Raw genomic sequence first — 19,360 nt, 5'->3', positions numbered from 1 at the left:
GCCCGCATGGACGCAACGCCCCCCTTGTCGCCCGCCCCCGTGCCGCCGCCGCTGGCGACGGTACCGGTGTTCAACGCGCAGGATGCCGACCACCTGCGCATGCTGGCCATCGCGCACTACGTGGTCGGCGGCCTGATCGTGCTGTTCTCGCTGATCTTCATCATCCACATCGTGCTGGGCATCACCGCGCTCACCGGCAACCTGCCGATGAATTCCGGCGGCCAGCCGTCGTCGCCGGCCGAACAGCGCCTGTTCGGCTGGATGTTCACCCTCATCGGTTGCGTCGCCGTATTCGGTGGCGTCACCCTGGGCGCGTTCGTCGCCTATGCCGGCCGCTGCCTGGCCCAGAGACGCCGCTACCTGCTGTGCCTGATCGCGGCCGGCCTGGCCTGCCTGTTCACCCCCGTCGGCACGGTGCTGGGGGTGTTCAGCCTGATCACCCTGCTGCGCCCGCAGGTGAAGGCCGCCTTCGACCTTCCCGCCACGCCCGCATGACCGCCTCCGGCAATCCGCCGCCGCTGCCGCATCAGACCCTGGCGCAGCTGCAGCTGAACAGCCATCTGCAGACGCTGAAAGTGCTGTTCTACGCGTTGGCCGGCTTCCATTGGTTCGCCACAGTGGCGTTCCTTGGCCTCAGCGGATGGGTGGCCCACTCGCGCGGACTGGACGATGCCTGGATGCTGACCACGGTCTATGCGTCCATCGCCGTGCTGGCGGCCGTGCTGGGGTTCGTGCAGTTGTATACCGCGCGCCAGCTGTCACATCGCACCGGGCTGACCTGGTGCCGGCGCGCGGCGTGGCTGGGCGTACTGGCCGGCCCGCTGGGCATGGCCTTGGCCGCCTATGCCTGGGTGTTCCTGTCCAAACCTGACATGGCCGCGCTGTTCGACCGCGGCGACCACCTCAGTGTCTGAACCTGCCGGCAGACGCCCCGTCCTTTCCTGATCGATTTCCCATGTCCGCGCCTGCCCTCCCCACGTCCGCTTCGCCCACCACCCACCGTTTCTCGGGCCCCAAGAAGCTGGCCTTTGCCGCCGTGCTGGCGGTGTTCGCAATCAGCTGGGTCCACCCGCTGTGGCCTACCGAACAGGCCCTGCACAGCACCCTGACCGTGATCGGGCTGGCCGCGCTGCTGTGGGTCGACCGTCGCGGCGGCTGGCTGGGCAACGGTGCCTTCATCGCGATCTGCGGCTTCATCGCCCTGCACTGCGTGGCCGCGCGCTGGCTGTATTCCAACGTGCCCTACGACGCCTGGGCGCAGACGCTGAGCGGCTGGTCGCCGAATGCGGCCTTCGGCTGGCAGCGCAACCATTTCGATCGCCTCATCCACTTCCTGTTCGGCGTCTGCTTCACTCCTGCGCTGCTGCAGCTTGCCCGTCATGCGTGGCCGGCGCTCCGCCTGGGCCAGGCATTCACCCTGGCGGTGATGACGGTGATGTGTGCCAGCCTGGTCTACGAATGGTTCGAGTGGGCCATCGCGCTGGCGCTGTCACCGGATGCTGCCGAGGCCTACAACGGGCAGCAGGGCGACATGTGGGACGCGCACGCCGACATGCTGATGGCCACCCTCGGCAGCCTGCTGATCTGGCCGCTGATCCGCCGGAGCGCCCAGCAGTGACCGCGACCACCCGCATTGCCGTGCTCGCCTCCGGTCGCGGCAGCAACCTGCAGGCCATCCTCGATGCCATTGCCGACGGCCGACTGCCCGCCGAGGTGGTCGGCGTGTTTTCCGACCGCCCCGCCGCAGAGGCCCTGCAGCGCGTCGCACCGAACCTGCGCTGGGCGCATGCACCGAAGTCCTTCAGCGACCGCGCCAGCTACGAGCAGGCGCTCGGCGATGCGCTGGCCGCAGTACAACCGGACTGGATCGTCTGCGCCGGCTACATGCGCATCCTCGGCGCGGCCTTCGTACAGCGCTTCAATGGCCGGCTGGTCAACATCCATCCATCGCTGCTGCCGCTGCACAAGGGCCTGGACACCCACGCACGGGCGCTGCAGGCGGGCGACGCCGAGCACGGTGCCAGCGTGCATCTGGTCGTGCCCGAGCTGGATGCGGGCGCCGTGCTGGCGCAGGTGCGGGTGCCGGTGCTGCCCGGCGATGACGCCGACAGCCTCGCCGCGCGCGTGCTGGCGGTGGAGCATCCGCTGCTGATCGCCACCCTGCAGCTGTTGTGCGCCGGCCGCCTGGCTGAACGGGAGGGCCAGCCGCAACTGGACGGTCACCCCCTGTTTAGCCCGTTGGCCCTAGATTCCGCCGGGAACCTGAACCGGTAGTCCCCATGCACACGCCCCGCTGACTGCGGGGCTGGCATCCTGCCCCCTCCTGCGGTCCCTGTCCTCCATGAAGACCACGACCCTGCTGTCCACTCCATTGCTGTTGTCGCTTGCCGTGTTCCCCGGCGTGGGCTGGGGCCAGGCACAGGCGCCCGCCCCCCCGCCGGCACCGGTGCCCGCAGCGCAGCCGCCAGCCGATGCGCCGGCCGTACCGATGCCACCGGCACTGGCCTGGGAGCCACCGCCGCTGCAACCGTTCAGCGCCACCTACCAGGCCTTCTACAAGGGCAAGGAAGCGGGCGATGCCAGCATGCAGGTCACCCACACCGGCGGCAGCCAGTGGCGGGTGGACATGCAGGTGGTCGGCCGCCGCGGCTTTGCCAGCGTGCTGGGCCTGAACATCGAACAGAGCACGGTGTTCGAGGAGCGCAGCGGCGTGTATGCGCCGCTCAGCCAGAGCACGGTGCGCAAGGGCCTGTTCCTGGGCAAGAAGGCGGTCGGCACCTACAACTGGCAGGCCGGCACCGCGCAATGGACCGGTGACGTCAAGAAGGAACGCGCGCAACCGATCCCGCTGCAGGCAGGCGACCAGAGCGCGCTGCTGATCAACCTGGCGATCATGCGCGATGCGCGTCCAGGCGCCTCCATGCATTACCGCTACGTGGACATGGGCAAGGTCCGCGAACACGACTACCAGGCCGCGCCGCAGACCGAGAACGTCGAGGTCGGCGACCTGTCCTACAACGCACTGCGGGTCTACCGGACCAACGGTGGCAGAAACGAAACCATTCTCTGGATCGCCAACGGTGTCCCCACCCCGGTGCGCATCCTGCAACGCGAAGACGGCGAAGACCGCGTCGATCTGCGCCTGATCGAATACCAAGGAGTCTGAGCATGAATACCCTGACCCGCCCCCTCACCTGGATCGCAGCCGCTGCCCTGACCGTGGCCAGCCTGCCGGCCATGGCGCTGGAACCGTTCAAGGCCGATTACCTGGCCAGCTACATGGGCATGCAGGCCAACGGCACCATGACCCTGGCCAGCGAAGGCAGCAACAAGTGGCGCTACAGCCTGCAGGTGAAGAACCAGCTGGCCGACCTCAGCCAGAGCACGGTGTTCGAGGAAGTGCGTGGCCAGCTGCGCCCGCTCAGCAGCCAGGACCGTTCGGCGCTGCTGGTGAAGAAGCGCAACGTGCAGGCCAACTACAACTGGACCAGCAACCAGGCCACCTGGACCGGTGACATCAAGCCGGATCGCGCTGGCCCGATTGCGCTGAAAGCCGGTGACATGGACGCGCTGCTGATCAACCTGGCGATCGCCCGTGACCTGGCGGCGGGCAAGCCGCTGACCTATCGCATGGTCGACGAAGGCCGCATCAAGAACATGACGTACCGTGTGATCGGCAAGGAATCGATCACCGTGGGCGGCAAGAGCTACGAGGCCACCAAGGTCTCGCGCGCCGACGGCAACAAGGAGCTGATCGCCTGGATCGTGCCGGAATTCCCGGTGCCGGCGCGCATGCTGCAGCGTGAGAGCGGCCGCGATGCGCTGGACCTGACCATCAAGGCGATGAACTGACGCGCGAACCGGTAGTGCCGGCCACTGCCCGGCATTCTCGCGATGCTCCACGAGGTTGATGGGGTTGCCGGCCAGCGGCCGGCACTACCGAAAAGAAAACGCCCGCTTTCGCGGGCGTTTTCTTATTTCTTCGCTTCAGCCGGTTTCTGTTCCTCGGCCGGCTTGAACTCGGTCCGGCAGTCCACGCGGATCTGCTCACCGGTGCTGCGCCAGACGAAGGTGCGGCAATGACGGTTGCCGTCCTGGCTGTCGTTCACTGCGACCGCATAGAACGACTCGATGATCTCGTCACGCGAGACCGTGCCGTCGCCGTTCCAGTCCATGTCCTTCTGCTCGATGCCCTGGGTGATGGCGATGTTGGCGTACCAGGCATAGCCCAGCCACGCCAGCACGATCAGCACCAGGGCCAGCAGCGCCTTGCGACGCGGGCTGAACTTGCCGCGCAGGATCATGGCACGCGCCGGATGGTGGCACCGAGCGAAGACAGCTTCTCTTCGATGTTCTCGTAGCCACGATCAAGGTGGTAGATGCGGTCGATGGTGGTATCGCCGCTGGCCATCAGGCCGGCCAGGATCAGCGATGCCGAGGCGCGCAGGTCGGTGGCCATCACCGGCGCGCCGCTCAGGTGCTCGTTGCCACGCACGATGGCGGTATGCCCTTCGACCTGGATGTCCGCGCCCAGGCGCAGCAGTTCGTTGACGTGCATGAAACGGTTCTCGAAGATCGTTTCGTTGATCACGCCCACGCCGTCGGCCACGCAGTTGAGCGCCATGAACTGCGCCTGCATGTCGGTCGGGAACGCCGGGTACGGCGCGGTGGTCAGGTTGACCGCCTTCGGCCGCTTGCCCTGCATGTCCAGGGTGATGCTGTCGTCGGTGGTCTCGATCTTCGCACCGGCTTCGACCAGCTTGGACAGCACCGCGTCCATGGTGTTCGGGCGCGCACGGTTGACCGTGACCTTGCCACCGGTCATCGCTGCGGCCACCAGGAAGGTGCCGGTCTCGATACGGTCGGGCAGCACTTCGTGGCGGCCACCGGACAGGCGCTCGACGCCTTCGATCACCAGGCGGGCAGTGCCCAGGCCTTCGATTTTCGCGCCCAGCGCGATCAGGCAGTGCGCCAGATCGGTCACTTCCGGTTCCATCGCGCAGTTGTCGAGGATGGTGGTGCCTTCGGCCAGCACCGCGCCCATCAGCACGTTCTCGGTGCCGGTGACGCTGACCATGTCGAAGGTGAAGTGCCCCCCCTTCAGCCGCTTGGCGGTGGCCTTGATGAAGCCGTTCTCGACCACGATCTCGGCACCCAGCGCCTGCAGGCCCTTGATGTGCTGGTCAACGGGACGCGAACCGATCGCGCAGCCGCCCGGCAGCGATACTTCGGCCGCGCCGAAGCGGGCCAGCAGCGGGCCCAGCACCAGGATCGAGGCGCGCATGGTCTTGACCAGCTCGTACGGTGCCACGTGCTGGTTGACCGAACGCGGGTCGACCACGATCGCACTGCCGCGCGACAGCGTGCCCTGGTCGATGGTGACCTTGGCGCCCAGCTCGCCCAGCAGCTTCACCGTGGTGACCACGTCGTGCAGGTGCGGCACGTTGGTGATCTCCACCGGCGCATCGGCCAGCAGGGTCGCGCAGAGAATGGGGAGGACGGCGTTCTTGGCGCCGGAGATGCTCACTTCACCGTGCAGCGCAGCGCCGCCGGTCACAACGATCTTGGCCATGTATTCGGGATCTTCTGCGGTTCAGCCGGCTTCGGCCGGGGTCACGGTTTTCAGCGCCAGCGCGTGGATCGCGCCGCCCATCAGGTCGCCCAGCGTGGCATACACCATGCGGTGGCGGGCCAGCGGCATCTTGCCGGCGAAGGCCTCGCAGACCACGGTCGCTTCGAAATGCACGCCATCGTCGCCCCGCACGTCGGCGCGGGCGCCGGGCAGGCCGGTTTCGATCAGATTGCGGATGGTGTCGGCGTCCAACGGGCTTTCCTAATAAAATGTGCCTCCATTCTACTTCCGCTGCGTGGCGTCCGCATGGCCGAATCCCTGTTGCCCCCCCGTTCCGTCGACCCTGCCGGCCTGGTCGCCAGCGGCCGCCGCGTCTTCGAGATCGAGCGGCAGGCGCTGGACGCCGTGGCCGACCGCCTCGGCGAGGCGTTCCAGCAGGCCTGCCAGGCGATCCTGGGCAGCCGCGGCCGGGTGGTCGCCACCGGCATGGGCAAGTCCGGGCACATCGCCCGCAAGATCGCCGCCACCCTGGCGTCCACCGGTACGCCGGCGTTCTACGTGCACCCGGGTGAAGCCGGCCACGGCGATCTGGGCATGATCACCGAGGACGACGTGGTGCTGGCCCTGTCCTATTCGGGCGAGTCAGACGAGGTGCTGATGCTGCTGCCGGTGCTCAAGCGCCAGGGCAACGTGCTGATTTCCATGACCGGGCGCCCACAGTCCAGCCTGGCCACCGCCGCCAACATCCACCTGGACGTGAGCGTGCCGGCCGAGGCTTGCCCGCTGGCGCTGGCGCCGACCTCCAGCACCACCGCCTCGCTGGCGATGGGCGACGCGCTGGCCGTGGCCCTGCTCGACGCACGCGGCTTCACCGCCGACGATTTCGCCCGTTCACACCCGGCCGGCAGCCTCGGCCGCCGCCTGCTGCTGCACATCACCGACGTGATGCACACCGGCGACGACCTGCCCAGCGTGGGCGCCGGCGCCAGTCTCAGTGAAGCGCTGATGGAGATGAGCCGCAAACGGCTCGGGATGACCGCCGTGGTCGACGCGGACGGCGTGCTGATCGGCCTGTTCACCGACGGCGACCTGCGCCGTGCGCTGGACAGCGCGCTGGACGTACGCACGGCGAAGATCGCCGATGTGATGACCCGCAACCCACGCACCATCGGCGCCGACCAGCTGGCGGTGGAGGCGGCCCGGCTGATGGAGACCCACAAGATCACCGGCCTGATCGTGGTCGATGGCCAGGGCCGTGCGGTCGGCGCCCTGAACATTCATGACCTGTTGCGGGCCCGGGTGGTTTAACCGACAGTCCGTAGACCCCATTCAGTCTGTACTGCCCCACCCGAACCCACCGAGCCTGCCGCCCTGATGCCCTGGTCCCCCCTGCCCGCCTTCCCTGCCCACCTGCATGCCGCCGCGGCCCGTATCCGCCTGGCCTGCTTCGACGTGGACGGCACCCTCACCGACGGTCGGCTGTACTACGACAAGGACGGCAACGAGAGCAAGGCGTACTTCGTGCAGGATGGCCTGGGCCTGAAACTGCTGCAGCAGCACGGCATCCACCCCGTGCTGATCACCGCGCGCAACAGCCAGTCCGCGCTCAAGCGCGGCGCCGACCTCGGCATCGACACCCAGATCGCCGTGGGCGACAAGCTGGCCAGCGTGCAGGCGCTGTGCGCGCAGCATGGCATCGGCCTGGAACAGGTGGCCTTCATGGGCGATGACCTGCCGGACCTGGCGCCGCTGGGCGCGGTCGGCCTGGCGGTGGCGCCGGCCAACGCCCATCCGTGGATCGCCGAGCGCGTGCACTGGCAGACCCGTGCCGATGGCGGGCGTGGCGCCGCGCGCGAGCTGTGCGACATCCTGCTGGCCGCGCAGGGGCATGTGGATGCGGTGCTGGCGAGGTTCGGCGCATGAACCTGCCGACCGTGAACTGGCGCACCCTGCTCGGCATCGGCCTGCTGCTGGCGGCCCTGCTGAGCAGCTGGGCGGCGCTGCGCAACCGCGACAAGGGGCCAGCCAGTGGCGGCCAGGAAGTGGGCGTGGATTACATCCTGCACGACTTCCAGATCGTCGCCCTGGATGAGCACGGCAAGGAATCGACCACGCTGCGCGCACCGTTGCTGGAACGCCAGCGCGGTGACCAGACCATCAACATCGCCACGCCGTTGTTCGAGATGCCGGACAAGGATGGCAGGCACTGGACCCTGCGTGCCGAAACCGGCTGGCTCAGCGCCAAGGGCGACGAGATGAAGCTGCGCGGCAATGTCGCCGGCGACAGCCCGGTCGGCCCGGGCACGGTGCCGACCACCTTCCGCACCGACCATCTGGACGTGTTCCCGAAGGAAAACCGCGCCCGCACCGACGCCCTGGTGACCATGACCCGCCCGGGCATGGAACAGTCCGGCGTCGGCTTCGAAGTGGATTCGAAGAACAACACGTATCATTTCCTCAGCCAGTCCAAGGGCCGCTACACGCCCAAACGCTGATTCCGCCGCCAGCCTGCGACGTCTCCGGACAGGCGCAAGGCCGGCAGCCCCACCCGCCCGCCCCCGGTCCACCCGGGAGGCCCCCACCGGTAGAACGGACCCCGATGAAGATTCCCTTTGCCGCCGTACTCGCGCTTGGTCTTCTTGTCCCCAGCGCCGCCTTCGCCAAGTCCACCGACCGCAACGAAGACATGCACATCGATTCCGGCGCCCAGTCGGGCACGCTCACCGGCGACGGCAAGACCGTGCTGTCGCAGGGCGTGATCATCACCCAGGGCACGCTGGACCTGCGCTCGTCCGAGGCCGAGATCTACCTCAAGGACGGCGAAGCGGTGCGTGTGGTGTTCACCGGCAAGCAGGCCAAGATGAAGCAGCAGCTCGATGATGGCACCTGGATGGACGCGCTGGCCGATCGCATCGACTACGACATCAAGACCGAGATCATCACCCTGACCGGCAACTACAAGGTCACCAGCGCGCGCGGCACCAATGCCGGCCAGCGCATGATCTACAACACCCGCACCGGCGAAATGAACTCCGGTGGTGACGGCAGCCGCGTGCGCACCGTCATCCCGCCGAAGAACAAGACCCCGGCCGCACCTGCGGCACAGCCCAAGGCCACCACGCCGGCACAGCCGGCCGGGAGCAGGAAGTAATGCTCGTCGCCAAGGGCCTGCGCAAGAAGTACAAGCAACGCGAAGTCGTCAAGGACTTCGGGCTGACCCTCGACGCCGGTGAAGTGGTCGGCCTGCTCGGCCCCAACGGCGCCGGCAAGACCACCTGCTTCTACATGATCGTCGGCCTGGTTGCCGCCGATGCTGGCAGCATCGTGCTCGACGGCAAGGACATCACCGGCGACCCGATGTATACCCGGGCCAAGCAGGGCGTGGGTTACCTGCCGCAGGAGCCGTCGGTGTTCCGCAAGCTGACCGTGGCCGACAACATCCGCCTGGTGCTGGAGCTGCGCGAGGGCCTGGATTCGGCTGGCCGCGAGCGTGAATTGAACAGCCTGCTCGACGAACTGCAGCTGGGCCACGTCGCCGACCAGCTCGGCGCCAGCCTGTCCGGTGGCGAACGTCGCCGCTGCGAGATCGCCCGTGCCCTGGCCGCGCAGCCGCGCCTGATCCTGCTCGACGAACCGTTCGCCGGCGTCGACCCGATTTCCGTCGGCGAGATCCAGCGCATCGTCACCCATCTCAAGCAGCGTGGCATAGGCGTGCTGATCACCGACCACAACGTGCGCGAGACCTTGGGTATCTGCGACCGCGCGTATATTCTCGCTGAGGGCAGCGTGCTGGCCCAGGGCTCGCCGGAAGCGATCCTGGACAATGCCGACGTGCGTCGCGTCTACCTTGGGGATTCCTTCAAGCTGTGACGGCAAGCGCCGGGTCCCTCTCCTTCCTTTCGGCACAGGCATGAAGACTCGGCTGCAGACATCGTTGGGACAGCAGCTGGTGCTCACGCCCCAGTTGCAGCAGGCGATCAAGCTGCTGCAGATGTCCACCACCGAGCTGGAGCTGGAGATCGCCCAGGCGGTGGAAAGCAATCCGCTGCTGGACTGGGCCGACAGCAGTGACAGCAGCAGCGCCAGCAACGAAGGCAGCGATGGCAACGACGGTGACGCGCCCGCAGAACGTACCGATGCCGGTGACGACTGGGCACCGGCCGAACTGGACTGGAGCGCGGCCGGCAGCGGCGGCAGCTTCGACGATGACGACGACAACGGCAGCGCCGCCGAGCGCGTAGCCGAAACCGAAACACTGGCCGACCATCTGCTGTGGCAGCTGCATCTGTCGCATCTGTCCTCGCGTGATCGCAGTATCGGTGCCGCACTGATCGATGCGCTGGACGACGACGGTTACCTGCGCGAGCCGCTGGCCACCATCGCCGAAACCCTGTTGCCGGCGATCCACGCCGACGAGGACGAGATCCTCGCCGTGCTGCATCGCATCCAGCGTTTCGATCCGGTCGGTGTGGCTGCACGCACGCTGGGCGAATGCCTGCTGCTGCAGCTGGATGTGCTGGCCGGTGACACGCCCGGCCTGGTGCTGGCGCGACAGATTGCCGCAGGCCCGCTGGAACGGCTGCCGCGCAGCGGCGTCGCCGGGCTGGCCCATGAACTGAAACAGCCCCTGGACGAGGTCGAGACCGCAGTCACCCTGCTGCGCTCGCTGGACCCGCGCCCGGGCACGCAGATCGCACCGCTGTCGCAGGACACCTACGTGGTGCCGGATGTGGTGGTGTGGCGGCAGAACGGCGTATGGCGCGCAGCGCTGGCCGCGCATGCCGGGCCGAAGGTGGTGATCCACCGCGGCTACGAACAGCTGATCCGACGTTGTGGCGACGCCGATGCCGGCTACCTGCGTGCCCAGCTGCAGGAAGCGCGCTGGCTGCTGAAAGGGCTGCAGCAGCGTGGCGAAACCCTGCTGCGGGTGGTACGCAGCCTGATCCTGCAGCAGGCCGGCTTCCTCGAATTCGGCGAGCAGGCGCTGCGTCCACTGACCCTGCGCGAGATCGCCACCGAGCTCGGCCTGCACGAATCCACGGTCTCGCGCGCGATCGCCCGCAAGCACGTGCGTACCCCGCGCGGCACCCTGCCGCTGCGCGCCTTCTTCGCCTCGGGCATCGATACCGAGGGCGGTGGCGAGGCGTCCAGCACGGCCATCCAGGCGATGATCCGGCGCCTGATCGACGACGAGAACCCGCGCAAGCCGCTTTCTGACGCCAAGCTGGCTGACCTGCTCAAATCGTCGGGAATTCCAGTAGCGCGACGCACCGTGGCGAAGTATCGTGAAGCCATGAACATTTCCGCCTCGCACGAAAGGGTCAGAATCGCTTGACGCGCCGCCGCGCCCGGCGGAGAGGTTCATTGGCACATCCGAACACAGGAGAAACCCGATGCGCATCGAAACGTTTGGCAAAGATGTCGAAGTCACCCCGGCCCTGCAGTCCTATGTAGAGGAGAAGCTGGCCCGGATCGGCAAACACTTCGACCAGCACTGCGAAGCGCGGGTGACCCTCAAGCTGCAGAAGACCGAACACCACGTCGACGCCAGCCTCAACATTCCCGGCCAGACCCTGCACGCCGAGGCCAATGCCCAGACCATGTATGCCGCGATCGACCTGCTTGCGGACAAGCTTGACCGTCTGGTGATCAAGCACAAGGAGAAAAAACAGCAGCACGCACCGCTGCCGGTGGGCGACAATGGTGGCTGATCGCCACCGTTCCCCGCAGACATGCCCCTGACTGACCTCCTGGCGGCCGTGCAGACCCAGCTCTGCACGGCCACCGACCGCGACAGCGTCCTGCAGGCCGCCGCCGGGTTGCTGGCCTGCCGCCAGGCCAACGCCGAACAGATCTATCTGAACCTGTGCCAGCGCGAAGCGCTGGGCAGCACCGCGATCGGTCACGGCATCGCCATTCCCCACGGCCGCGCGCCAACCCTGGACCGCCCCCGCGGCGCCCTGCTGCGGTTGGCCACCCCGGTCGACTTCGGTGGCGACGAGCCGGTGGACCTGGTGTTCGCCATGGCCGTCCCCGCCCACTACACCCACCAGCACCTGATGCTGCTGTCCGAGCTGGCCGAGCTGTTTTCGGCGCCCGACATCCGCCAGGCCCTGCGCGAAGCGGGCGATGCCCGGGCGCTGCGCGAGGCGCTGGACATGACCCCACCTGCGAGTGCCGCATGAATACCAGCATCACCGCCCGTGAACTGTTCGAACAGCAGCGCGAGCGGCTGGGGCTGCGCTGGGCTGCCGGCAAGTCCGGCGAGAAGCGCGAGCTGGAGGCCGGCAACACGGTCTCGCGGCGTCCGTCGCTGGCCGGCTACCTCAATGCGATCTACCCCAACAAGGTGCAGATCCTGGGTACCGAGGAACTGTCCTGGCTGGATGCGCTGGAACCGCGCCAGCGCTGGGAGACCATCGAAAAGATCATGCAGTCGCACCCGCTGGCGCTGGTGCTGACCCGCAACCAGGCCTGCCCGGAAGACCTGCGCGCCGCTGCTGACGAATCCGGCACGCCGCTGTGGCTGTCGCCCAAGCGCGGCCACGAACTGCTCAACCATCTGTCCTACCACCTGGCGCGTACGCTGGCGCCGCGGGTGATCCTGCATGGCGTGTTCATGGAGATCTACTCCATCGGCGTGCTGATCACCGGAGAGGCCGGATCGGGCAAGAGCGAGCTGGCGCTGGAGTTGCTCAGCCGCGGCCACCGCCTGGTCGCCGATGATGCGCCCGAATTCACCCAGATCGCGCCCGACGTGCTCGATGGCACCTGCCCCGAACTGCTGCAGGACCTGCTGGAAGTGCGCGGCCTGGGCGTGCTGAACGTGCGCGAGATGTTCGGCGATACGGCTGTAAAGAAGAACAAGTACCTTCGGCTGATCGTCCACCTGACCAAGCCGATGACCGAACCCACCCCGCATGGCTACGAGCGCCTGACCGGCGACTCGGGCACCCGCCATGTGCTGGACCTGGATGTACCGCTGATCACCCTGCCGGTGATGCCCGGCCGCAACCTGGCCGTGCTGACCGAGGCCGCGACCCGCCTGCACATCCTGCGCACCAAGGGCATCGACCCGGCGGCCATGTTCATCGCCCGCCACAGCAACCTGCTGGAACGGCGAACACCCTGATTCCCCTGTCCTTCGAAGAGCCTGTCCATGAGCACCGTCACCCCCTCCGCCCCGACCCTGATCATCGTCAGCGGCCTGTCCGGCTCGGGTAAATCCGTCGCCCTGAAGACCTTCGAGGACCAGGACTACTACTGCTCGGACAACCTGCCGATCAATCTGCTGCCCGACTTCGTGCGCAGCCTGCTGGCCAACCACGACGGCAGCGCACCACGCCGCCTGGCCGTAGGCATCGACGTGCGCGGCCAGGCCGACCTGAGCCAGCTGGGCGACTGGCGGCAGCTGGCCACCGATGCCGGCGTGGAAGTGAAGGTGCTGTTCTTCGAGGCCAGCGACGAGGCCGTGCTCAAACGCTACGCCGACACCCGCCGCCGCCATCCGCTGAGCCAGCTGGGCCTGTCGCTGCCCGAAGCCATCGCCCGCGAACGCGAGTTGACCGCACCGCTGCGCCGCGAGGCCGATGCGGTGATCGACACCAGCAGCCTCAACGTGCATCAGCTGCGGCGGCGGATCATCACCGAGTTCACGATGGACCATGCCACCGGCCTGTCGCTGCTGTTCGAATCGTTCGCCTACAAGCGCGGCGTGCCGGCCGAGGCTGACTTCGTGTTCGATGCGCGGGTGCTGCCCAATCCACACTGGGACCCGGATCTGCGTGCGCTGAGTGGCCGCGAACCGGGCGTGCGCGACTACCTGGAAGCGCAGCCGGACGTGCAGCGCTACCTGACCCAGCTGATGGATTTCCTCGATACCTGGCTGCCGAAGCTGGGGGATGGCACCCGCAGCTATGTGACCGTGGCCTTCGGCTGCACCGGCGGCAAGCACCGTTCGGTGTTCCTGGCCGAGCGCCTGGCCCGGCATGCCCGCGAGATGGGCTGGGAAGACGTGGCGACCTACCACCGCGAACAGGATTGAGGGTGGTCGGCCGGGCTGCGCCCGGCACCCGCAGAGGCCACGTCAACGGCAAGAGCGGGATTACGTGGGATGGCGGGGCGGTGTGGGTCTGCAGGACACGCCGTAAACCCGTCCATGGGGGCTCGATGGCGCCATCCATGGCGCCAACGGTCCTGCAGACCCACACCGCCCCGCCTCTGACAGATTCCGTGTGCTGTTGGTGGGTGTCGACCTTGGTCGACACAGTAGATCCACGCCATGCGTGGATGAATCTCTGTCAGGCATCGAAAAACGGATGGGGTCGGATCCTTTTCCAACGGAAATGGGCTCCGACCCGAGCAACGCTGAATACGGGACACAGTGCCCCTCATCTGCTGCTATCGCCAATTCACCTTGACCTGTTAACGTGCAGTAATGACCTGTGGCATTCTCCTCGTAACACATCCCGGGGTCGGGACCGCCCTGCTTGACGTGGCGACCCGGCTCCTGCGGCAATTGCCGCTGAAAACCGAAGCTTTCGAAGTACCGTTCGACGCAGACCTGGACGCCCTGCTCCCGCTCGCCTCGGCCGCTCTGCGGCGGGTCGACAATGGTGAAGGCGTGCTGATCCTGACCGACCTGTACGGCGCCAGCCCCGCCAACCTTGCCGGGCAGCTGGCCCGGCTGGGGACCCCGGTTCGCCGGGTGTCGGCGCTGAGCCTGCCGATGTTGCTGCGGGTGATGAATTATCCGGAACAGGGACTGGATCAACTGCCCGCCACAGCCGCGGCGGGTACCCGTAATGGAGCGATAGTCGACGATGCTTGAACGAGAACTCACCGTGAGCAACCGCCTGGGCCTGCACGCCCGGGCCACCGCCAAGCTGGTGCAGACCCTGGCGCCGTTCCGCTGCAACGTGACCATGGCCGCCAAGGGCCGTGAGATCAACGCCAAGAGCATCATGGGCGTGATGCTGCTGGCCGCCGGCCAGGGCACCCCGGTCACGGTGCGCATCAACGGCGAGGACGAAGCCGCCGCGATGGAAGCGGTGGTCGGCCTGTTCGAACGCCGCTTCGACGAGGACAGCTGAGCGTGCCACGCGCGCGCGCCGGCCAGGTCCCTTCCGGCCAGCGGCCGGTACAGCTGCTGGCCGGGCACGGTGCTGCCCGTGGCGCGGCGATGGGCCGGGCGCGGGTGCGCCTGCCACATGCGCTGGAAGTGGCCGAGCAGCGCGTCGCCGCCCATCAGGTCGAGGCCGAGCTGGCCCGCCTGCACCGCGCGGTGGATGCCGCGCGCACCGAAATGCACGAACTGCGGCAGCGCCTGCATGGCGCCCTGAACCAGGAAGTGGGCGAGTTCCTCGACCTGCATGCCCTGCTGCTGGACGACCCCGAGCTGTTGTTCGGGCTGGACGAACTGATCCGCAGCGGCCCCTACAGCGCCGGCTATGCGTTGCGCCTGCAGCGTGACCGCCTGGCCAAGGTCTTCGATGGCATGGACGATGCCTATCTGAAGAGCCGCATGGACGACCTCGACCATGTGATCGGCCGCATCCACGCCTTCCTGCAGCCCGAACGCCCGCCGGTGATGAAAGGCCTGGCCGGTGAAATCCTGGTCTGCGACAACATCGCGCCCTCCGAGCTTGCCCAGTTGCAGGCGCAGGGGGTGGTCGGCATCGTCACCGCCGCCGGCAGCGCGCTGTCGCACAGTGCGATCCTGGCGCGCAGCCTGCACCTGCCCTTGATCGTCAACGTGCCGCAGCTGCTCAGCCGCATCGCCGATGGCGACGTGCTGATCATCGATGGCGCCGACGGCAGCATCACCGCCAACCCGCAGGCCGACAACCTGCGCGACTACCGCGCGCGCCTGAAAGAACATGCGCGCGAGCAGCGCGAGCTCGGCCGCCTGCGCAGCAAACCCAGCCGTACCCGCGACCAGGTCGACATCGCCCTGCTGGCCAATGCCGAATCGCTGGAGGACGTCACCCAGGCGCATGCGCTGGGCGCGCAGGGGCTGGGCCTGTACCGCACCGAATTCCTGTTCCTGCAGCGCAACGAGCTGCCGGACGAAGAAGAACAGTTCCAGACCTACCGCGATGCCGCGTTGGGCATGAGCGGGCGACCGGTCACCATCCGCACGCTCGATCTGGGCGCGGACAAGGCCGACCGCACCGGCCTGACCCTGAGCAACGAAGAAAACCCGGCCCTGGGACTGCGCGGCGTACGCCTGTCGCTGGCACGGCCCAAGGTGGCCGACACCCAGCTGCGCGCGATCCTGCGCGCCTCGGCCTACGGCAAGCTGCGCGTACTGGTGCCGATGGTCAGCACCCGCGAGGAACTGCTGGCGGTGCGCCGACGCATGCTCAAGCTGACCGAGCAGCTGCGCAGCGAAGGCCACATGGTGTCCGACCATGTGCCGCTTGGGGCGATGATCGAGGTGCCCGCTGCGGCGTTGGCGCTGGAGAGCTTCATCGACCTGGTCGACTTCCTGTCGATCGGCACCAACGACCTGGTGCAGTACCTGCTGGCCGCTGACCGCAACAACGAGGCACTGGGCGAGCTGTATTCGCCGCTGCATCCGGCCGTGCTGCGGTTGCTGCAGATGGTGATCGAGACCGGCGCGCGGCATCGCATTCCGGTGGCGGTCTGCGGTGAGATGGCCGGTGATGCACGGATGACTCCGCTGCTGCTGGCGCTGGGCCTGAGCGAATTCAGCCTGCACCCCGGCACACTGCTGGAGGTGCGCCGCGCGATCCGCGAGGCCGACCTGGCCGCGCTGCGCGCGCGCGCGCCGAAGCTGCTGGCCGCACGCGACCGCCGCGCGATCGAGCGCTGGCTGGCGCTGGTGGCGGATACGCCCTGAGCGCCAAGGGTAGTGCCGGCCGCTGGCCGGCAACCTCATGGCCTTCGATGGGGCCGCTTGCCGGCCAGCGGCCGGCACTACCACCGCCCGGCGGCTATGCGTTGAAACATCCCCTTGCGATAATGACGCGCTGAACACCCCTGTTGCCGCATCCTTGCCGGGATCGCGGCTTTTCTTATCCCGCGGGAGCTGCGATGGCTGAAGCTGTACGCCACGACAAGACTGCGCGCCAACTGCGGATGCTGTCCGACGCACTGGACAGCGGTCGGCTGGGCCCGGTGCGCCGCCTGGTCAACACCCTGGCCCCGGCCGAGATCGGCAACCTGCTCGAATCGCTGCCGCCGGGCAAGCGCGAGGTGGTCTGGGGCCTGGTCGATCCGGAAGATGACGGTGAGGTGCTGGTCCACGTCGGCGACGACGTGCGCGAGAGCCTGCTCGCCGACATGGACCCGGACGAGATCATCGCCGCGGTCGAAGACCTGGACATCGACGATCTGGCCGACCTGGTCGAGGATCTGCCGGACACGGTCATCGACGAAGTCCTCAAGTCGATGGACCGCGAGAACCGCGAGCGCCTGGAGCAGGTGCTGTCCTACCCCGAGGACAGCGCCGGCCGCCTGATGAACCCGGACGTGGTGACCGTGCGCGCCGACGTCAACGTTGACGTGGTGCTGCGCTACCTGCGCCTGCGTGGCGAACTACCCGACCACACCGATCATCTGTTCGTGGTCAGCCGTCGCCATCAATACCTCGGCCGGGTGTCGCTGGCGGCACTGGTGACCCACGAGGACACCACCCCGATCAACCGCCTGATCGACGACGAGCAACCGGCGATCGATGTCGGCGAAAGCGACCAGGAGGTCGCCCGCCAGTTCTCCGACCATGACTGGATCTCCGCGCCGGTGGTGGACGACAACAACATCCTGGTCGGCCGCATCACCATCGATGACGTGGTCGACATCATCCGTGGACAGGCCGAGCACCAGGCGCTTGGCGCCGCCGGCCTGGACGAGGACGAAGATCTTTTCAGCCCGGTCTGGCGCGCCATGCGCCGCCGCCTGATGTGGCTGTCGGTCAATCTGTGCACGGCATTCCTGGCGTCCAGCGTGGTCGGCCACTTCGAGGGCACCATCGACAAGCTGGTGGCGCTGGCGGTGCTGATGCCGATCGTTGCGGGCCTCGGAGGCAACGCCGGCACCCAGGTGCTGGCGCTGATGGTGCGCGGCCTGGCGCTGGGCCAGGTGGGCGCCTCCAACGCGCGCACGCTGCTGTGGAAGGAAGTGCGGGTCGCCTTGTTGAACGGCGTGATGCTGGGCTCGGTACTGGGCCTGATCGTATTGGCCTGGTTCCATTCACCCGGACTGTCGGCGGTGATCGCCATCGCGCTGACCTGCAACCTGCTGTTCGCCGCGTTGGCCGGCGTGCTGGTGCCACTGACCCTGAAACGCTTCGGCTTCGACCCGGCGCTGGCCAGCGGCATCTTCCTGACCGCCGTGACCGACTCGATGGGCTTCTTCACCTTCCTCGGCCTGGCCACCCTGGTGCTGCTGCACTGACCGCATCAAGGATCGGGCCCCGCCAAGCGGGGCTCGGACCCCACTCAACGGGAACACCCATGGCAACAACGATAGAAAACTACTTCCAGCCCGGCTGGCGCGACCAGCAGCACACCTGCCCGGCCTGCGAATGGAAGGGCAGCTCGCGTGCCATGGAGATGGAGCTGGACGAGGACGCCACCGAGTACGACTGCCCGGTCTGCGAGAACCCGCTGCTGGTGGTGCTGCACCCGGATATGGCGCAGGTGCAGGCTGCAGCCGCCGAAGGCAATGCCGAGGCACAGGAGCAGCTGGACATCATCGCCAGCTTCCCGCGCCCGCAGTGACGCGGCGCATGATGCCGGGCCGACGTTGGCGGACTACGATGCAGGCGTTCTCGCCGCTTCGGAAAACCCCATGGTCCGTCTGCTGTCGCGCTGGTTGCCACTGCTGGCCCTTCTGATGATGAGCGGTTGCACTTCGCTGCCGGACAGCGCGCGTGGCCGCTTCGAAGCACGTGCGGTGAAGGTGGATGGACACACGGCTTACTACCAGGTGTTCATTCCCGCGGGCCTGCAGGCCCGCAGCCCTGGTGGGCAGACGCCCGCAACCTCCAACGTCCCGGTCATCCTGTTCCTGCACGGTTCGGGCGAGCGCGGCGCCGATGGCATCAAGCAGACCCACGCCGGGCTGGGGCCTTATCTGCGCGAGCATCCCGACTTCCCTGCCCTGGTGGTGTTTCCACAGGTACCGGGCCATGAGGAATGGAGCGGCCGCAACAACCGTGCAGCCGTTGCCGCGCTGGACGCGACGATCGCCGAATTCGGCGCCGACCCGGCACGGCAGTACCTGACCGGCATGTCGATGGGCGGCTACGGCAGCTGGAACATCGCCCTGGACGACCCTCGCCGCTTTGCCGCGATCGTCCCCGTGTGCGGCGCAGTACTTGCACCACGCGCAAAGCGTCCGACCCTGTTCGTCGAGCAGGTCGTCCAGGAAACCGATCCGTATGCCGTGATCGCGCAGCGCCTGCGGCACACGCCGATCTGGATCTTCCACGGCGCGCTGGACGACGTGGTGCCTCCGGATGACGACCGCAGGCTGCATGCCGCATTCCAGAGCGCCAACGGACGCGATGTGCGCTACACCGAGTACCCGGAAGGCAATCACAATGCCTGGGACGCTACCTACGCCGACCCGGCAATGTGGGCGTGGCTGTTCGCGCAGAAGCGCTGAACCGCAGTTTCTCGTAGCTGCCAACCTGGGTTGGCATTGACTGCTCTGGTAGTTGCCAACCTTGGTTGGCATTGACTGCTCTGGTAGTTGCCAACCTCGGTTGGCATTGACTGCTCTGGTAGTTGCCAACCTCGGTTGGCATTGACTGCTCTG

General features: G+C 67.5%; 25 protein-coding genes. 22 read left to right on the top strand and 3 right to left on the bottom strand.

The window, feature by feature from the left end; genetic code table 11:
• Nucleotides 1-6 precede the first annotated feature (6 nt).
• The 6 genes from R1L06_RS06140 (at nt 7) to R1L06_RS06115 (ending at nt 3,852) form a co-directional block, all read left to right on the top strand.
• Nucleotides 7-495, top strand: a complete 489-nt coding sequence (locus R1L06_RS06140) for a hypothetical protein (RefSeq protein ID WP_180838130.1) — start codon at nt 7-9, stop codon at nt 493-495.
• Nucleotides 492-914 (top strand): hypothetical protein, encoded by a 423-nt coding sequence (locus R1L06_RS06135; RefSeq protein WP_317217200.1) that lies wholly within the window; start codon nt 492-494, stop codon nt 912-914. Before R1L06_RS06140 ends, R1L06_RS06135 begins: the two co-directional genes overlap by 4 nt.
• 41 nt (nt 915-955) lie before the next feature.
• Nucleotides 956-1,618, top strand: coding sequence for a DUF2238 domain-containing protein (locus R1L06_RS06130; RefSeq protein ID WP_049398166.1), 663 nt, complete (start codon nt 956-958; stop codon nt 1,616-1,618).
• Nucleotides 1,615-2,274, top strand: coding sequence for a phosphoribosylglycinamide formyltransferase (gene purN, locus R1L06_RS06125; protein WP_049398165.1), 660 nt, complete (start codon nt 1,615-1,617; stop codon nt 2,272-2,274). The genes R1L06_RS06130 and purN overlap by 4 nt, the downstream gene beginning before the upstream one ends.
• 67 nt (nt 2,275-2,341) lie before the next feature.
• Entirely contained in the window at nt 2,342-3,166 is an 825-nt protein-coding gene (locus R1L06_RS06120; protein WP_049398164.1) for a DUF3108 domain-containing protein, read from the top strand.
• 2 nt (nt 3,167-3,168) lie between these two features.
• On the top strand, nt 3,169-3,852 hold the full coding sequence (locus tag R1L06_RS06115; RefSeq protein WP_010483632.1) for a DUF3108 domain-containing protein: 684 nt from the start codon (nt 3,169-3,171) through the stop codon (nt 3,850-3,852).
• A 122-nt stretch (nt 3,853-3,974) separates the two neighbouring features.
• Here the strand turns inward: R1L06_RS06115 and R1L06_RS06110 are convergent, their stop codons facing one another.
• Genes R1L06_RS06110 through R1L06_RS06100 form a run of 3 tightly spaced genes read right to left on the bottom strand, consistent with a single transcriptional unit; the run spans nt 3,975 to nt 5,824 of the window.
• Entirely contained in the window at nt 3,975-4,304 is a 330-nt protein-coding gene (locus R1L06_RS06110; protein ID WP_032130368.1) for a hypothetical protein, read from the bottom strand.
• A complete protein-coding gene (murA, locus tag R1L06_RS06105) occupies nt 4,301-5,572 on the bottom strand; it encodes a UDP-N-acetylglucosamine 1-carboxyvinyltransferase (protein ID WP_049462885.1) in 1,272 nt (423 codons plus the stop codon). The genes R1L06_RS06110 and murA overlap by 4 nt, the downstream gene beginning before the upstream one ends.
• A 21-nt stretch (nt 5,573-5,593) precedes the next feature.
• Nucleotides 5,594-5,824 (bottom strand): BolA family protein, encoded by a 231-nt coding sequence (locus R1L06_RS06100; RefSeq protein ID WP_021202589.1) that lies wholly within the window; start codon nt 5,822-5,824, stop codon nt 5,594-5,596.
• Nucleotides 5,825-5,878: 54 nt separating this feature from the next.
• Here R1L06_RS06100 and R1L06_RS06095 point away from each other — a divergent pair, with 54 nt between their 5' ends.
• From R1L06_RS06095 to R1L06_RS06020, 16 genes are all read left to right on the top strand, one after another.
• Nucleotides 5,879-6,880 carry a KpsF/GutQ family sugar-phosphate isomerase gene (locus R1L06_RS06095; RefSeq protein WP_317217199.1) on the top strand — a complete coding sequence of 334 codons (1,002 nt, stop codon included), beginning with the start codon at nt 5,879-5,881 and terminating at the stop codon, nt 6,878-6,880.
• Nucleotides 6,881-6,946: 66 nt separating this feature from the next.
• Entirely contained in the window at nt 6,947-7,495 is a 549-nt protein-coding gene (locus R1L06_RS06090) for a KdsC family phosphatase (RefSeq protein ID WP_049398160.1), read from the top strand.
• Entirely contained in the window at nt 7,492-8,067 is a 576-nt protein-coding gene (gene lptC / locus R1L06_RS06085) for an LPS export ABC transporter periplasmic protein LptC (protein WP_049462883.1), read from the top strand. Before R1L06_RS06090 ends, lptC begins: the two co-directional genes overlap by 4 nt.
• A gap of 104 nt (nt 8,068-8,171) precedes the next feature.
• Nucleotides 8,172-8,723 carry a lipopolysaccharide transport periplasmic protein LptA gene (gene lptA, locus R1L06_RS06080; protein WP_071228063.1) on the top strand — a complete coding sequence of 184 codons (552 nt, stop codon included), beginning with the start codon at nt 8,172-8,174 and terminating at the stop codon, nt 8,721-8,723.
• Complete coding sequence (gene lptB, locus R1L06_RS06075) at nt 8,723-9,442, top strand: LPS export ABC transporter ATP-binding protein (protein ID WP_049400688.1); 720 nt, start codon at nt 8,723-8,725, stop codon at nt 9,440-9,442. The genes lptA and lptB overlap by 1 nt, the downstream gene beginning before the upstream one ends.
• A gap of 40 nt (nt 9,443-9,482) precedes the next feature.
• On the top strand, nt 9,483-10,907 hold the full coding sequence (locus R1L06_RS06070; RefSeq protein WP_317217198.1) for an RNA polymerase factor sigma-54: 1,425 nt from the start codon (nt 9,483-9,485) through the stop codon (nt 10,905-10,907).
• 58 nt (nt 10,908-10,965) lie between these two features.
• On the top strand, nt 10,966-11,283 hold the full coding sequence (gene hpf, locus R1L06_RS06065; RefSeq protein ID WP_004147311.1) for a ribosome hibernation-promoting factor, HPF/YfiA family: 318 nt from the start codon (nt 10,966-10,968) through the stop codon (nt 11,281-11,283).
• Between the two features lie 21 nt (nt 11,284-11,304).
• Nucleotides 11,305-11,757 (top strand): PTS sugar transporter subunit IIA, encoded by a 453-nt coding sequence (locus R1L06_RS06060; protein ID WP_032130191.1) that lies wholly within the window; start codon nt 11,305-11,307, stop codon nt 11,755-11,757.
• A complete protein-coding gene (hprK, locus tag R1L06_RS06055; RefSeq protein ID WP_005408388.1) occupies nt 11,754-12,704 on the top strand; it encodes an HPr(Ser) kinase/phosphatase in 951 nt (316 codons plus the stop codon). The genes R1L06_RS06060 and hprK overlap by 4 nt, the downstream gene beginning before the upstream one ends.
• 27 nt (nt 12,705-12,731) lie before the next feature.
• Nucleotides 12,732-13,616 (top strand): RNase adapter RapZ, encoded by an 885-nt coding sequence (gene rapZ / locus R1L06_RS06050; RefSeq protein WP_182267363.1) that lies wholly within the window; start codon nt 12,732-12,734, stop codon nt 13,614-13,616.
• Between the two features lie 393 nt (nt 13,617-14,009).
• Entirely contained in the window at nt 14,010-14,402 is a 393-nt protein-coding gene (locus R1L06_RS06045; RefSeq protein ID WP_049462131.1) for a PTS sugar transporter subunit IIA, read from the top strand.
• Nucleotides 14,395-14,664 (top strand): HPr family phosphocarrier protein, encoded by a 270-nt coding sequence (locus R1L06_RS06040; protein WP_005408385.1) that lies wholly within the window; start codon nt 14,395-14,397, stop codon nt 14,662-14,664. Before R1L06_RS06045 ends, R1L06_RS06040 begins: the two co-directional genes overlap by 8 nt.
• A 2-nt stretch (nt 14,665-14,666) precedes the next feature.
• Entirely contained in the window at nt 14,667-16,436 is a 1,770-nt protein-coding gene (gene ptsP, locus R1L06_RS06035) for a phosphoenolpyruvate--protein phosphotransferase (protein ID WP_100437450.1), read from the top strand.
• A gap of 194 nt (nt 16,437-16,630) precedes the next feature.
• A complete protein-coding gene (gene mgtE / locus R1L06_RS06030) occupies nt 16,631-17,992 on the top strand; it encodes a magnesium transporter (protein WP_010483662.1) in 1,362 nt (453 codons plus the stop codon).
• A gap of 59 nt (nt 17,993-18,051) precedes the next feature.
• Entirely contained in the window at nt 18,052-18,318 is a 267-nt protein-coding gene (locus R1L06_RS06025; protein WP_010483664.1) for a hypothetical protein, read from the top strand.
• Between the two features lie 70 nt (nt 18,319-18,388).
• Nucleotides 18,389-19,207 (top strand): carboxylesterase family protein, encoded by an 819-nt coding sequence (locus tag R1L06_RS06020; RefSeq protein ID WP_317217197.1) that lies wholly within the window; start codon nt 18,389-18,391, stop codon nt 19,205-19,207.
• The last annotated feature ends 153 nt before the right edge of the window (nt 19,208-19,360 follow it).

The sequence above is a fragment of the Stenotrophomonas mexicanensis genome, from assembly GCF_032911605.1.
GTDB classification, from domain to species: domain Bacteria; phylum Pseudomonadota; class Gammaproteobacteria; order Xanthomonadales; family Xanthomonadaceae; genus Stenotrophomonas; species Stenotrophomonas maltophilia_A.
Note: the sequence above shows the minus strand (reverse complement) of the source record. Positions and strands in the feature narration are given on the sequence as shown.

Excerpts from the sequence above, each read along its gene's own strand:
- R1L06_RS06140 (WP_180838130.1), top strand. The coding sequence starts at position 7 with ATGGACGCAACGCCCCCCTTGTCGCCCGCCCCCGTGCCGCCGCCGCTG.
- R1L06_RS06135 (WP_317217200.1), top strand. The coding sequence starts at position 492 with ATGACCGCCTCCGGCAATCCGCCGCCGCTGCCGCATCAGACCCTGGCG.
- R1L06_RS06130 (WP_049398166.1), top strand. The coding sequence starts at position 956 with ATGTCCGCGCCTGCCCTCCCCACGTCCGCTTCGCCCACCACCCACCGT.
- R1L06_RS06120 (WP_049398164.1), top strand. The coding sequence starts at position 2,342 with ATGAAGACCACGACCCTGCTGTCCACTCCATTGCTGTTGTCGCTTGCC.
- R1L06_RS06115 (WP_010483632.1), top strand. The coding sequence starts at position 3,169 with ATGAATACCCTGACCCGCCCCCTCACCTGGATCGCAGCCGCTGCCCTG.
- R1L06_RS06110 (WP_032130368.1), bottom strand. The coding sequence starts at position 4,304 with ATGATCCTGCGCGGCAAGTTCAGCCCGCGTCGCAAGGCGCTGCTGGCC.
- murA (WP_049462885.1), bottom strand. The coding sequence starts at position 5,572 with ATGGCCAAGATCGTTGTGACCGGCGGCGCTGCGCTGCACGGTGAAGTG.
- R1L06_RS06095 (WP_317217199.1), top strand. The coding sequence starts at position 5,879 with ATGGCCGAATCCCTGTTGCCCCCCCGTTCCGTCGACCCTGCCGGCCTG.
- R1L06_RS06090 (WP_049398160.1), top strand. The coding sequence starts at position 6,947 with ATGCCCTGGTCCCCCCTGCCCGCCTTCCCTGCCCACCTGCATGCCGCC.
- lptC (WP_049462883.1), top strand. The coding sequence starts at position 7,492 with ATGAACCTGCCGACCGTGAACTGGCGCACCCTGCTCGGCATCGGCCTG.
- lptA (WP_071228063.1), top strand. The coding sequence starts at position 8,172 with ATGAAGATTCCCTTTGCCGCCGTACTCGCGCTTGGTCTTCTTGTCCCC.
- lptB (WP_049400688.1), top strand. The coding sequence starts at position 8,723 with ATGCTCGTCGCCAAGGGCCTGCGCAAGAAGTACAAGCAACGCGAAGTC.
- R1L06_RS06070 (WP_317217198.1), top strand. The coding sequence starts at position 9,483 with ATGAAGACTCGGCTGCAGACATCGTTGGGACAGCAGCTGGTGCTCACG.
- hpf (WP_004147311.1), top strand. The coding sequence starts at position 10,966 with ATGCGCATCGAAACGTTTGGCAAAGATGTCGAAGTCACCCCGGCCCTG.
- R1L06_RS06060 (WP_032130191.1), top strand. The coding sequence starts at position 11,305 with ATGCCCCTGACTGACCTCCTGGCGGCCGTGCAGACCCAGCTCTGCACG.
- hprK (WP_005408388.1), top strand. The coding sequence starts at position 11,754 with ATGAATACCAGCATCACCGCCCGTGAACTGTTCGAACAGCAGCGCGAG.
- rapZ (WP_182267363.1), top strand. The coding sequence starts at position 12,732 with ATGAGCACCGTCACCCCCTCCGCCCCGACCCTGATCATCGTCAGCGGC.
- R1L06_RS06045 (WP_049462131.1), top strand. The coding sequence starts at position 14,010 with ATGACCTGTGGCATTCTCCTCGTAACACATCCCGGGGTCGGGACCGCC.
- R1L06_RS06040 (WP_005408385.1), top strand. The coding sequence starts at position 14,395 with ATGCTTGAACGAGAACTCACCGTGAGCAACCGCCTGGGCCTGCACGCC.
- mgtE (WP_010483662.1), top strand. The coding sequence starts at position 16,631 with ATGGCTGAAGCTGTACGCCACGACAAGACTGCGCGCCAACTGCGGATG.
- R1L06_RS06025 (WP_010483664.1), top strand. The coding sequence starts at position 18,052 with ATGGCAACAACGATAGAAAACTACTTCCAGCCCGGCTGGCGCGACCAG.
- R1L06_RS06020 (WP_317217197.1), top strand. The coding sequence starts at position 18,389 with ATGGTCCGTCTGCTGTCGCGCTGGTTGCCACTGCTGGCCCTTCTGATG.